The organism is Burkholderia puraquae, assembly GCF_002099195.1.
Classification (GTDB): Bacteria; Pseudomonadota; Gammaproteobacteria; order Burkholderiales; family Burkholderiaceae; genus Burkholderia; species Burkholderia puraquae.
Genome location: NZ_NBYX01000003.1, coordinates 280,586 through 294,192, shown reverse-complemented (window position 1 = coordinate 294,192; position 13,607 = coordinate 280,586). Strand labels below are relative to the sequence as shown.

General features: G+C 59.8%; 11 protein-coding genes and 1 pseudogene. 9 read left to right on the top strand and 3 right to left on the bottom strand.

All coding sequences use genetic code 11. The features are described 5' to 3' along the window. Positions 1 to 52 precede the first annotated feature (52 nt). From B7G54_RS08270 to B7G54_RS08240, 7 genes are all read left to right on the top strand, one after another. Positions 53 to 2,275 (top strand): type VI secretion system Vgr family protein, encoded by a 2,223-nt coding sequence (locus tag B7G54_RS08270; RefSeq protein WP_244289297.1) that lies wholly within the window; start codon positions 53 to 55, stop codon positions 2,273 to 2,275. Between the two features lie 35 nt (positions 2,276 to 2,310). Then, positions 2,311 to 4,860 carry a M35 family metalloendopeptidase gene (locus B7G54_RS08265; protein ID WP_133059151.1) on the top strand — a complete coding sequence of 850 codons (2,550 nt, stop codon included), beginning with the start codon at positions 2,311 to 2,313 and terminating at the stop codon, positions 4,858 to 4,860. Next, the gene (locus B7G54_RS08260) at positions 4,850 to 5,821 is read left to right on the top strand and encodes a hypothetical protein (protein WP_244289296.1); all 972 of its coding nucleotides are present in this window, start codon (positions 4,850 to 4,852) and stop codon (positions 5,819 to 5,821) included. Before B7G54_RS08265 ends, B7G54_RS08260 begins: the two co-directional genes overlap by 11 nt. A 79-nt stretch (positions 5,822 to 5,900) precedes the next feature. Beyond that, a complete protein-coding gene (locus tag B7G54_RS08255) occupies positions 5,901 to 6,869 on the top strand; it encodes a hypothetical protein (protein WP_244289295.1) in 969 nt (322 codons plus the stop codon). A 79-nt stretch (positions 6,870 to 6,948) separates the two neighbouring features. Further along, a complete protein-coding gene (locus B7G54_RS08250) occupies positions 6,949 to 7,917 on the top strand; it encodes a hypothetical protein (protein ID WP_244289294.1) in 969 nt (322 codons plus the stop codon). 79 nt (positions 7,918 to 7,996) lie between these two features. After that, positions 7,997 to 8,965 (top strand): hypothetical protein, encoded by a 969-nt coding sequence (locus B7G54_RS08245; protein ID WP_244289293.1) that lies wholly within the window; start codon positions 7,997 to 7,999, stop codon positions 8,963 to 8,965. Between the two features lie 30 nt (positions 8,966 to 8,995). Next, positions 8,996 to 9,250, top strand: coding sequence for a PAAR domain-containing protein (locus B7G54_RS08240; protein ID WP_085038637.1), 255 nt, complete (start codon positions 8,996 to 8,998; stop codon positions 9,248 to 9,250). Between the two features lie 402 nt (positions 9,251 to 9,652). Here B7G54_RS08240 and B7G54_RS08235 read toward each other — a convergent pair. The 3 genes and pseudogenes from B7G54_RS08235 to B7G54_RS08225 all read right to left on the bottom strand — a co-directional run. Further along, a pseudogene (locus tag B7G54_RS08235) lies at positions 9,653 to 9,796 on the bottom strand (antibiotic biosynthesis monooxygenase); the annotation flags it as partial. 258 nt (positions 9,797 to 10,054) lie between these two features. Continuing rightward, entirely contained in the window at positions 10,055 to 11,431 is a 1,377-nt protein-coding gene (locus tag B7G54_RS08230) for an ATP-binding protein (protein ID WP_085038636.1), read from the bottom strand. Continuing rightward, entirely contained in the window at positions 11,428 to 12,090 is a 663-nt protein-coding gene (locus B7G54_RS08225; protein ID WP_085038635.1) for a response regulator, read from the bottom strand. The genes B7G54_RS08230 and B7G54_RS08225 overlap by 4 nt, the downstream gene beginning before the upstream one ends. A 232-nt stretch (positions 12,091 to 12,322) precedes the next feature. Between B7G54_RS08225 and B7G54_RS08220 the strand changes: the two genes are divergently transcribed. After that, positions 12,323 to 12,676 (top strand): YgiW/YdeI family stress tolerance OB fold protein, encoded by a 354-nt coding sequence (locus B7G54_RS08220; protein ID WP_085038634.1) that lies wholly within the window; start codon positions 12,323 to 12,325, stop codon positions 12,674 to 12,676. 55 nt (positions 12,677 to 12,731) lie between these two features. Continuing rightward, positions 12,732 to 13,592, top strand: a complete 861-nt coding sequence (locus B7G54_RS08215; protein WP_011354378.1) for a MurR/RpiR family transcriptional regulator — start codon at positions 12,732 to 12,734, stop codon at positions 13,590 to 13,592. The last annotated feature ends 15 nt before the right edge of the window (positions 13,593 to 13,607 follow it).

The following is a 13,607-nucleotide window of genomic DNA, read 5'->3' as shown; positions in this document are numbered from 1 at the left end:
CATACGCTTGGCCGAGTAGCCCAATACGATCCACCTTATCGTCGGAATCACCATGTCCAACGCGTTTGATGTTCGGAAGCTATATCCGGTCATGCAGAAATTCAGCCGGCCCCGAACGCTCTCTATCAGTGGGGCGGCTGTCCCGTTATCGCACAATGGCGAGCCTATATTGCAACTGGTTGCGATCGAAGGCGAGGAAGAACTTTCCAAAATCTACACCTACGATTTGGAGGTTAAAACCTCGCTCGACGCGGGATTGAGTGACGAAGAGGCGGCGAATCTCAATACGCTCGACATGATTGGGAGGGAACTGACCGCCACCATCCAGCTTGACGGGATGGGCACATTTGTCCCTGGAATGCCAGGGACGACCGGTGCAGCAAACATCGGACGCGGGTTACGCGAAATCAGCGGGATTATCACGGCAGTGAGTTTTGCCGGGCAGTCAGACCGACAGAGTAGGTATCGACTCAAATTGCAACCGTGGATCGCGCTGGCTGAGAAACGCTCGGATTACAGGATTTTCCAGAATAAGTCTGTAATTGAAATCATTCACGAAGTGCTGAGCGACCACTACCTCTACTCGTGGGACATGCGGCTAAGCGAGTCCTATCCGAAGCTGGTCTATCAGGTCCAGTATGGCGAAACCGACTTTCATTTTATCCAGCGTCTAATGGAAGAAAACGGGATTTACTGGTTCTTCGAGCATTCGGATACGGTGCACCGCATGGTCCTGGTGGACCAGTTGGGGGCGCACAAGCCGGTTGACAGTGAAGCCTATCAGACGCTGTCGTACTATCCGCCGGGCCGCAGGGTTGACATGGAGCACATCGACAACTTCGATACGACTGCGCGTATCCAGTCAGGTCAGTGGACCACGAACGATTTCGACTTTACCCGGCCAAGGGCAAATCTGGAGGCGCAGGTTCAGTTGCCACAGGACACCTCGCACAATGCGCTTGAACGCTACGAGTGGCCCGGCGACTACACCGAACTGAAGGCCGGTGAGCAGTTTGCACGGATACGCATGCAGGAAATGCGTGCCCTGGGCGAGCGGGGCACTGGCGGTGGGAATGTGCGGAACGTCGTCTGTGGGACGACTTTTACGCTGGCGGGTTTTCCGCAAGCCGATGCAAACCGCGAATACCTTGTTATCCGGGCTCGGCTGGATGCGGCTGAACTCGACGGGGCAACCGATACCGGCGAATACCGGATTCGGACACGGTTTGAAGTGCAGCCGGCCACAACCGTTTTCCGTCCACCGCGCACGGTCAGCAAGCCACGCACAACCGGCCCGCAGACAGCCATTGTCACGGGGGCCGACGGGAGCGAAATCTACACGGACCAGTACGGCCGGGTGAAGGTGAAGTTCCACTGGGACCGCTCGCCAGTACATGATCAGACATCATCCTGCTGGCTGCGGGTCTCCTATCCGTGGGCAGGCAACAACTACGGGACCATCAGCGTTCCGCGGGTCGGCTCGGAAGTGATAGTGGACTTCGAGAACGGCGACCCTGACCGGCCATTTGTGACGGGGCGGCACTACAACGCACACAACATGCCGCCGTGGGAGTTGCCCGCCAATGCGACCCAGAGCGGCACACTGACGCGCTCCACCGATCAGGGCGGCTACGAAACCGCCAACGCGCTGCGGTTCGAGGACAGGAAAGGCAGGGAGGAAGTATGGTTCCATGCCGAAAGGGATATGCGAACCGAAGTTGAAAACGATGAATCGCATACGGTTGGGCATGATCGCGCGAAGACAGTCGGACATGATGAATCGGTGACGATTGACAACGATCGCACGGAAAAAGTCGGCCGAGGCGAACAGGTCGATATTGGTGTAGATCGTCGTCACACCATTGGCCAGGATGCGTTTCTTTCGGTTGGGCGCGATCACCGCATCCAGATCGGCAAGGATCGAATCGAGGAAACGGGCAACAATCGCAAGGACACCATTGCGGCCAACTTCCTGGTCACGACTGGCGGCAACGCCGAACACAAGGTGCAGGGGCGCCACCAGGTCGAGGCGGGGCAGGCTATTGAGCGAAAGACCCGTATCTACCAGCTACAGGCGGGCGACAAGGCTGAAATCATCGGCCCGGCCGGAAAGATCACGCTCGACGGTGAGGGCGTCACGATTGAAGGAGTCCGGATCAAGCTGAAGGGGCCGGTCCAGACCGAGACAGGCTGGGTCAAGAATGCCCTGGACCTGCGCTCAGACGTGAACAAGGGCGATCCGTTCACGCCGGACTACTTCCCGTTTTCAGGCTGACGCCTGCCGCTTATTCCATCAAGGAACCGTGCCTCGTGATTGTGACTTTCCCATTTGAAGACGATCCTTATTACAGCGCTCCGCAGCCAGCGTCTTACCCGCAGTCAGCCAGTGCCGCGCTGAGTACGCCAGCACTTGTCCGCAAATATATTGATCTCACGAAGCACGTCGCGGGAGGTGTATTCCCGGTAGGGCGCAACCGCTTCTGGCACGGCGGCGTACACCTGAGTGGGAAAAAGCCGGTGCGCGCGATCGCGGACGGTACCATCGTCGCGTTCCGACTGGATCGGGACTATATCGACAGCGAACTCGACCGGCAGATCAAGGCGGCCGCACCCGTGAAGGCGTCAGCGTCGAAAGCCAAATCGCAGCAGTCACCGCCCCGGCAGTTCGGCAGCAGCTTTGTACTGATTCGGCACGAGTGCGAGGTCAATAGAGGGGGCGGTGAAATGCAGCCCGTGGAGGGCGTTTCGCGGGGTGTCAGCGCGAGCATCCCCAGATACATCGGGGCGCACTTCTACTCGCTCTACGCGAATCTGCTGCCGCAGAAGCAGTTGCAGAACAAGGCAGTCCTGCCGCCGTTTCTCACGACCACCAATACAACTGTTCCGGTTGCCGCGTTGCGTGGGGACGAAGTAACGGTAAGCGCGGTGATTGATGATGCGCATCACATGGTCAAGATCAGGATTACTGACATCAATACCCGCAACAGTGGAGAGGGATGGATCGAGCGCATGTATCTGGACGTGGAGCCAGGCGCTCCACTGAGGCCCGAGCAGAAAATCCGGCTGGGATACCCCATTTCGTTCATGTATTGCTGCCATCCTACGGAAAAGCGGTGGATGCCGTTGGATTGCACCTTCTCATTGGAGTATCCGGTCAGGGCCGGGCAGGTGATTGGTTACGCCGGGATAACGGACGGCGATCTTGGCTCGGTGGCGGACAGCTTCCACTTCGAGATTTTTACGGGCGAGAATAAGTTGGTGAAGCAGATGAAGCCGCTTGTTCCGCTGAACATTATCAACCCAAGTTCGTCGTACCAGGAATATGCGGATGGACAGAAAAGCGATGGTATGGGGAAGGTGTGGTTGACGCGGAATGCGACGCTGGCAAAAGATGTTTTTTCAAGTGAGGGTGGATTATCCGCGTCAAGCATGCAAGCGTTTCCAGCCGGCTCCTGCTTTTTTGCAGCGATACCCTGCGGGGTGGATGGAAAGAAGCCTGATTTGGTTAGCGACCTGATATGTTTCAAGCTATTTGGCATGAATGGAAGCACCTACTACGCGTACGCCGATCAAGCGAGGGCCGTAGCCGATGGGCGGGAATTTGTCCGCGACGCGTGGGTGACGCTGACTACCGATAGCGACTGGGTAGCGCGGGGATGGCAGACCTATGAGGATAGCGAACTGAATACGACAGACGATGGCTTCGTTGAGGACGACGATGCAGTCATGCAGAAAATCCTGTCTGCCGCACATAAGTCTTCTGCGAGCCTGAGTCTCGATGATCTTCACGCTGATGGCGTTGACGCGATCTTGCGCACCGCCGCTGTCCGGTTCCACACTGAATGGGACAGCAGTAACAACAGCAAGCGATATAGCAAACTTCAGCAAGGTGGCCATCCGCCGCTTCCGCAATTATCCGACAGCCAGTTCAAGGCGTTCTTGCAGGATATTCAGCGTCAGCAGTTCTGGAGCGAAGCAAAGGTACAGCAGGACGGTGTGAACAATGCCATGAGGCCGCTATCCACGCCGATGGATGCGAAGAACTGGCATTTCCACCCAGTGGGCTTTCTGGCCCAGATGCGGGAATGTCTCGCAACGGACGCAACGCTGTCCGAGGAGGCGTTCGAACTGGAAATTAGGCAGAGCTGGATAACCTGCCTGAAGCTGATCGAGAAGCGCCTCAAACAACTCGAACCCTGGGCGGACGCCAATGCTGCCATGCCTGATGCGCCCTCGGCGCGGGCGCCAGTCGTCAGGGAATATGCGACCCTGCAAACGATTCACAATGTTGCTCATCACGATCTCTGGTCAAACTTCGAATACTGGTTTGGCGTAACGCCCAATGACATCGCTGCCCCGGAAACGTTGCACGGACAGCTTGCAGCCAAGCCTGCTGGGCATCACGTCCATAACTACCTGAAAGGCATGCGTGAGTTCTTCCGCCATATATCCATGCAACGGGTGGTCAAGGGCGCACTGGGTTTTGAGGCAGGTGCCTATGTGCAGCCGGGGGTGTATCCGGCCAAGGCGCTCAAGCCTGCCCAATCTGGCTTCCGGATGGAATACGTCAATATCGCTTGCCAGTATGGTCCATTCTTCCGAAGCTTTAATAGCAGGGATCCGGTCAATCAGAACCGTATGGAAATCCAGTTGCACGAGGTGGCGCATTTGCAGAATACCGCTCATGCCAAGGACCAGAAGATCGATGTTAACGGGGCACATGACCCTGGCAAATACAACGGAAAGACTGCCTATGGGGCACACGCGGCACGGGTACTCGCCGAGTTCACGCCCAACAGGGCGTTAGCTAATGCCGAAAGTATTGCATTTTTTATCGAGAGCGCAAAGGATGAAACCTGACCGTCTGACAATGAACGGCGTTCGCACCATTATTTCGATTGGAGGGATGGTGGCGCTGCTCGGCTGCTCGTCCGTTGCAGAACAGCAAGCGGCGCCGCCTTCGAACCAAACTACGAAAAGTTCTATGACCGACAAGCAAAGTGGAAACCAGACGGGTGTCGTGCCGAATGAGCGGGTAACCTGGATCAAGAATCCGCTGATCACACAGATCAGATTCCATGACGCAATCGTACGTGACGACAGTATTAAAATGCGGTACTACCTTTCCTATATCAATCCAAGTAAACAGGACGTTAAATGGACCGGTAAGCCGACTCCTGACGCCCCCGAAATACGGCTGTATTCAGAGGGGCATGAAATTCAACTTGAGCCTCCACGCAAGTCGAATGGCATTGAGCCATATGTGGCGTCTCCACGAGATGAGGACATTAGATTGTATTCCTACGTTTTAAAGGCAAAGGAGAAATGGACGACAGATGGGCCAACCCAATTTGTAATCGAAAATACTCAGTTCCTTACGGGCACACACATTTACGAAGTCGTCTACTGGCAAACCCAGCTCGACTGGATCGACGTGCGCGAGGTTCTGGACCGTACCGATACGGGCAAAGGCAGGATGATGTATCCGATCACGGATAACGCGCCGTCGAACCGTCTCTATTTCAGGGTCTACAAGCCGACCGATGAAGAAGCGAGCAAGGGGCGGCACATTGAATTCCTCGGCGAAGTGGATGCCCGTACGCAGGTCCCCGCGCTGCCGTACGCCCGTCCGGGTGACTATGCGCCAAAGACCGGCTACTGGGCCGCGACGGGCAAAAGCATCGAACGGCTCGGCGGCTATTACGAAGTGTTCGTCAAGGAAGGGGATTCACTGCCGAACCTGCCGGGGGACAGAGGCGTGGATCCCTTCAGCTTCCAGTGGAAGTACGTGGGCGAACAGAGTGCCGCCGCTGGAAAGTAACGGGTACTCGCCGAGTTCACGCCCAACAGGGCATTAGCTAATGCCGAAAGTATTGCATTTTTTATCGAGAGCGCAAAGGATGAAACCTGACCGTCTGACAATGAACGGCGTTCGCACCATTATTTCGATTGGAGGGATGGTGGCACTGGTCGGCTGCTCGTCCGTTGCAGAACAGCAAGCGGCGCCGCCTTCGAACCAAACTACGAAAAGTTCTATGACCGACAAGCAAAGTGGAAACCAGACGGGCGTCGTGCCGAATGAGCGGGTAACCTGGGTCAAGAATCCGCTGATCACACAGATCAGGTTTCGTGACGGAAAGCTTGGCAGCAACTATGTCGAAATACGGTACTACACCACATACATAAATCCGAGCGATGCGGACGTCAAGACAACAGGCAAGCCCACGCCGGATGGTCCTGCAATGCGGTTGTATTCGGAGGGCAAGGAGATTAAGCCTGCTCCGCCTAAGCATCGTGACATTGAGCCTTATGTCGCGGCTCCCCGGGACGAGGATATAAAGCGATCTACTCATGTGATGAAGGCAAAGGAGAAATGGGTAGGCGAGGTTGCAGACGAATTTGTGATCTTGAATACCCAGTTTCTTACTGGCACACACATTTACGAAGTCGTCTACTGGCAAACCCAGCTCGACTGGATTGACGTGCGCGAGGTTCTGGACCGTACCGATACGGGCAAAGGCAGGATGATGTATCCGATCACGGATAACGCGCCGTCGAACCGCCTCTATTTCAGGGTCTACAAGCCGACCGATGAAGAAGCGAGCAAGGGGCGGCACATTGAATTCCTTGGCGAAGTGGATGCCCGTACGCAGGTCCCCGCGCTGCCGTACGCCCGTCCGGGTGACTATGCGCCAAAGACCGGCTATTGGGCCGCGACGGGCAAAAGCATCGAACGGCTCGGCGGCTATTACGAAGTGTTCGTCAAGGAAGGGGATTCACTGCCGAACTTGCCGGGGGACCGGGGCGTGGACCCCTTCAGCTTCGAGTGGAAGTACGTGGGCGAACAGAGTGCCGCCGCTGGAAAGTAACGGGTACTCGCCGAGTTCACGCCCAACAGGGCGTTAGCTAATGCCGAAAGTATTGCATTTTTTATCGAGAGCGCAAAGGATGAAACCTGACCGTCTGACAATGAACGGCGTTCGCGCCATTATTTCGATTGGAGGGATGGTGGCACTGGTCGGCTGCTCGTCCCTTGCGGAACAGCAAGCGGCGCCGCCTTCGAACCAAACTACGAAAAGTTCTATGACCGACAAGCAAAGTGGAAACCAGACGGGCGTCGTGCCGAATGAGCGGGTAACCTGGTTCAAGAATCCGTTGATCACCCAGATCAGGTTCCATGACGCAATCGTACGTGACGATAGCATTAAAATTCGGTACTACCTTTCTTATACCAATCCAAGTAAACAGGACGTTAAATGGACTGGTAAACCGACACCTGATGGTCCTGCAATGCGGCTGTATTCGGGGGGCAATGAGATTAAGCCTGCCCCGCCTAAGTACAGTGGCATTGAGCCTTATGTCGCGGCTCCCCGGGACGAGGATATAAAGCGATCTACTCATGTGATGAAGGCAAAGGAAAAATGGGTAGGCGAGGTTGCAGACGAATTTGTAATCTTGAATACCCAGTTCCTCACCGGCACGCACGTTTACGAGATGGTCTACTGGCATACGCAACTTGACTGGATCGACGTGCGCGAGGTTCTGGACCGTACCGATACGGGCAAAGGCAGGATGATGTACCCGATTACTGACAACGCGCCGTCGAACCGCCTCTATTTCAGGGTCTACAAGCCGACCGATGAAGAAGTGCGTGAGGGGCGGCACATTGAATTCCTCGGCGAAGTGGATGCCCGTACGCAGGTCCCCGCGCTGCCGTACGCCCGTCCGGGTGACTATGCGCCAAAGACCGGCTACTGGGCCGCGACAGGCAAGAGCATCGAACGGCTCGGCGGCTATTACGAAGTGTTCGTCAAGGAAGGGGATTCACTGCCGAACCTGCCGGGGGACAGGGGCGTGGATCCCTTCAGCTTCCAGTGGAAGTACGTGGGCGAACAGAGTGCCGCCGCTGGAAAGTAACGGGTACTCGCCGAGTTCACGCCCAACAGGGCATTAGCTAATGCCGAAAGTATTGCATTTTTTATCGAGAGCGCGAAGGATGAAACCTGACCGTCTGACAATGAACGGCGTTCGCGCCATTATTTCGATTGGAGGGATGGTGGCACTGGTCGGCTGCTCGTCCGTTGCGGAACAGCAAGCGGCGCCGCCTTCGAACCAAACTACGAAAAGTTCTATGACCGACAAGCAAAGTGGAAACCAGACGGGCGTCGTGCCGATTGAGCGGGTAACCTGGGTCAAGAATCCGCTGATCACGCAGATCAGGTTTCATGACGCAATTGTGCGTAATGACAGTGTAAAAATACGGTACTACACCACATACATAAATCCGAGCGATGGGGACGTTAAGACAACAGGCAAGCCCACGCCGGATGGTCCGATGATGCGGCTATATTCCGAGGGTAAGGAGGTTCTGCCTGCCCCGCCCAAACACCGTGACATCGAGCCTTATGTCGCCGCTCCCCGGGACGAAGATATAAAGCGATCTACCTATGTGATGAAGGCAAAGGAGAAATGGGTAGGCGAGGTTGCAGACGAATTTGTGATCTTGAATACCCAGTTTCTTACGGGCACACACATTTACGAAGTCGTCTACTGGCAAACCCAGCTCGACTGGATCGACGTGCGCGAGGTTCTGGACCGTACCGATACGGGCAAAGGCAGGATGATGTACCCGATTACTGACAACGCGCCGTCGAACCGCCTCTATTTCAGGGTCTACAAGCCGACCGATGAAGAAGTGCGTGAGGGGCGGCACATTGAATTCCTCGGCGAAGTGGATGCCCGTACGCAGGTCCCCGCGCTGCCGTACGCCCGTCCGGGTGACTACGCGCCAAAGACCGGCTACTGGGCCGCGACGGGCAAAAGCATCGAACGGCTCGGCGGCTATTACGAAGTGTTCGTCAAGGAAGGGGATTCACTGCCGAACCTGCCGGGGGACCGGGGCGTGGACCCCTTCAGCTTCCAGTGGAAGTACGTGGGCGAACAGAGTGCGTCCACTGGAAAGTAACGGCTGATCAATATCACCATCGGGGATTTTATGCGACCAGTTGTGCTCGTCGGCCATCGCCATGTCTGTCCGGTGCATGGACCTGGGACTGTTATCAGCGGCACGGACGGCGTGACAGTCGGGGGGAGAAAAGTGGCCTGTGTCGGTGACTCTACGAGCTGCGGTGCAGTCATCGTCACCGGGGCCGTGACCACGTTTGGCGGCCGGGAGGTTGCCCGCGAGGGTGACACCACCAGCCACGGCGGCACGCTGGTCGAGGGCGATAACGGCTGGTTGCTTGATTGAGCGGAACAGGGAAAGCACGCCATGATTCAACTTCCAGGCAGACATGCACCGGGTGACGCATCGGCGTCCGCTGAGTCGCCGCAGCTTGTCGCTGTTCGCATGCCACTCAATACTAGACAGGGCGGGGTGGCTGCCGTTTGTGTGGCCGCAGGCAAAGTTCTTCACGCTTTCGCGTCTTACTTTGACGCGTGATCAGAGCAACGCACTTGGCTACGCCGAACAGCCGCATCGGTGTTTGCGGGGTAGGGTATTTGCCGCCGGGGACGATCCAGCCACCCAACCGGGATGGGTACAATGTGCTTCTGCAATCGGGTTGGGCTGCCCGCCAGGGACGATTGATTACTGGACCGGACAACCAGCCGCCAGGATGTTTTCTTAAACTTCGCCGGGCAGGTCATGCCCTCACGCCGTGCAGATACCGGCCACGCCGACTTTCTGGAACAGGTGCGGGCTCGCGACGGCGGACGTCGGATAGGCCGAGAGCTTGGCGACGAACGCCGGATGCGTGAAGGCTGCGCGAAACGCTTCGGTCGATTCCCGGATCGCGTCCGCCGGCGATGTCGCGGACATGCCGTTGCCACTGCCCGACCATGGCCTGACAGGCCGCCTCGCCGAAACCTCGACCGGCCTGCGGATCGCGCGAATCGTCGACGACAACCGAGTCGGGTAGTGGGCCGACCCGGCCGGGCGCATTTGCCGCGCACGACCGGCAAACCCTTTCCGATCAAAGGCTTGGTGCCGTTAATGGAAGGTTGTCCACAAGCTTGCCAACACAATCTGTGGAAAAGCCGCGCGATGCGCGCGTCAGGCCGGCAGCGGAAACCGCACCGTGACGGTCAGCCCGCGCCCGCCGCGCGTGGTGCCGAGCGCGACCGTCGCGCGATGCTGTTCGGCGATCCGCTTGACGATCGACAGCCCGAGCCCGCTGCCCGACGACGTGACGGCTTGCGCGCCCTCGCCGCGATAGAAGCGCTCCCACACGTCGTTGCGTTCGGCTTCCGGGATCCCGGGGCCGTCGTCGGCGACTTCGAGCACGGGCGTCGTGCCGTCGATCCGCGCGGACACGTCGACGCGCGCGCCGTCGCCCGCATAGCGGATCGCATTGTCGACGAGGTTGTTCAGCAGCACGCGCAACGTGTCGGCATTGCCCGCGGTCATCACGGGCGACGACACGATCGCGCCGAGATCGATCCGGTGCGCATCGGCGACGCGCGCGCGATCCGACACCACCGACCGGCACAGCGCGGCGAGATCGACGGGCGCCGACGCGGAGGTGGCCGCCTGCGCGTCGGGTTCGAGGCGCGCGAGCGTCAGCAACTGCTCGGCGAGGTGGCCGAGGCGTGTCGTACCCGCATGGATCTGCGCGAGGATGCGCTCGCGTTCCTCGACGGTCGACGCGCGCCGCAGTAACTGCGACTGGATCGACAGCCCCATGATCGGCGTGCGCAATTCGTGCGCGGCATCGGCGATGAAGTGCCGCTGCAGCGTGAACGAGCGGTCGAGGCGCGCGAGCAGGTCGTTGATCGCTTCGGCGAGCGGGCGGACTTCGTTCGGCATCGAGCCGACGTCGACCGGCTCGAGATTGTTCGCATTCCTGCGTTTGAGCCCGGATGCAATCGTGCGCAGCGGCCGCAACCCCGCGCCGATACCGAACCACAGGCCGATCGCGAGCAGCGGCAGCATCGAGAACACCGGCCACAGCAGGTGCACGGCGATGCCCGCGATCGCTTCCCAGCGCGCATGGCGTGCCTGCGCGAGCCGGATCGTCGTGCCGCCGCGCTCGGTCACATAGGTGCGCCACGGCTGGTCGCCGACGTCGACGCTCGCGATGCCTTTCTGCGCGGGCGGCGGCAGTTTCGAATCGCGATCGGTCGAATACACGAGCGTGCCGTTGCGCCAGACCTGCAGCAGCACGGCGTCGGGGTCGCTCGCTTCGAAGCCGTGCTTGCCGTTGGCGTGGTTGCTGAACGACAGCTCGCCGTTCGGGCCGACGACGATCTGCTTCGACATGCTGCGCATCTGGTCGTCGAGCAGGTCGTCGAGTTCGCGCAGCGCGCCCCAATAGGTGCCCGCACTCGCGACGAGGCCGATCACGCACGCGGCCGGCATCAGCCACGTCAGCAGGCGCCGCCGCAGCGACGCGTTGCGCCAGCGCGCGATCGCGCGTTGCATGCGCGTCATGCGCCGTCACCGATCCGGTAGCCGACGCCGCGCACCGTGCGGATCATGTCGTGGCCGAGCTTCTTGCGCAGGTTGTGGATATGCACCTGCACGGCGTTGCTCTCGATTTCCTCGCCCCAGCTGTACAGCCGCTCCTCGAACTGCTCGCGAGAAATCACCGCGCCCGGGTCGCGCATCAGCTCGTGCAGCAGCACGAATTCCTTCGGCGACAGCGGTACTTCGTCGTCATTGAGCCAGACGAGGTGCTTGACGGGGTCGAGGCGCAGCGGGCCGATCGCGAGCGTCGTCTGCGCGCGGCCCGCATGGCGGCGGTTGACCGCGCGGATGCGGGCGAGCAATTCGTCGAGCTCGAACGGCTTGACGAGATAATCGTCCGCGCCGCTGTCGAGGCCCGCGATGCGGTCGGGCACGCCGTCGCGCGCGGTGATGATGATCGCGGGCAAGGTTTCGTCGCGGCGGCGCAGCGCGGCGAGCACCGACAGGCCGTCGCGGTTCGGCAATCCGAGATCGAGCAGGAGCAGGCCGTAGCCGGTCGCGCGCAGGGCGAGCGACGCGGCGTCGCCGTCCTTCACCCAGTCGACCGCGAAGCCTTCCTGTTTGAGGCCCTGTTCGAGCCCGCTGCCGATCAGCGGATCGTCCTCGACGAGCAATACGCGCATGGATTCGTGCCTCTTCAACGGGGCGCCGCGGCGCCCGGGGTTCCCATGATAAGCGCCCGCGTCTTAGGCGGAGCTTAAATGCGGGCGGCGGGCGGCGGGCTTTCGTACACGTCCTATGCGGCAGCGTGTCGCTTTGGCGCGACCTTCAGGTTTGCTTAATCTTACGGTCCGTAATCTGGGGCCGTCGCGTTCAACGGGGCGCGGCGTCACATCGAACAAGAGGAACGAGATCATGAAACACCTGGCCAGAATCCTGACGATTGCACTTGCCACGCTGCCTGCTGTCGTCCATGCGCAATACACGGGGCCGTCCGCGTTGACCACGACCACCGTGAAGGAGCTGCTCGCGAACGGCAAGGACGACCAGCACGTGCAGCTGCAGGGGCGCATCGTCAAGCATGTCGGCGGCGAGGATTACGAATTCGCCGATGCGACCGGTACGATCCGCGTCGAGATCGACCACAAGCTGTGGGCAGCCGGCCAGCCCGTCAGCGACAAGAACGAAGTGAAGGTGACCGGCGAATTCGAGCGCAAATGGTCGGGCAGCGTGAAGGTCGACGCCGATCACGTCGAAGTGCTGCGCTGACCGGTGCGCGCGGGGCCGGTGATACCATGGACGACCGGTTCCCGTTCCCACCAAGATGGCCGCCAATTTCGACGAACTCGCGTCCCGGATCCGGGCGCAATTTTCCGAGCTGAGCCCGCAATTCCAGGCGGGCGCGGCCTTCCTGCTCGATCATCCCGACGAAGTCGCCACCTCGTCGATGCGCAAGGTCGCACAGCGCGCCCAGGTGCAGCCTGCGTCGCTCGTGCGGCTCGCGCAGCAATTCGGCTTCCCCGGCTGGAACGAGCTGCGCGACCTGTGCGTCGCGCGCGTGCGCACGCGCCCCGAGCCGCTCACGCAGCGGGCGCGCTCGCTCGTGCGGCCCGACGCGAAGGCGTCGCTCGCGCACGACCTGCTTGCCGCGCAACAACACAACCTGTCGGCCACCGCCGCGCAGAACGAGCACGCGCTTGCCGATGCCGCGAAACTGATCCGCAAGGCGTCGCACGTGCACGTCGCGGGGTTTCGCTCGTGCTATCCGGTCGCGTTCGGTTTCGTGTACGGCTACCGGCTGTTCCGTCCGACCGTGTCGCTGCTCAACGGCGTTGCCGGTTCGCTCGAAATGGAGCTGCGGACGATCGCGAAACAGAGCGTGACCGTCGTCGTCAGCTTCGCGCCGTATTCGGCGGAAGCGACGCGCGTCGCGCAGGCCGCGAAGGCGCAGGGCAGCCGGATCGTCGCGATCACCGACAGCGCGGTGTCGCCGATCGCGCTGCACGCGGATGCGCAACTGATCTTCACGCACGACAGCCCGTCGTTCTTCCCGTCGCTGGTGGCCGCGCACGCGATGGCCGAAGCGCTGGTCGCGCAGTTGCTCGCGCTCGAAGGCAGCGATGCGATCGCCGCGCTCGAGCGCACGGAAGCGGAACTGCATGCGAAGGGCGCCTACGTCGTTTGACGCGATAAGTGCGGC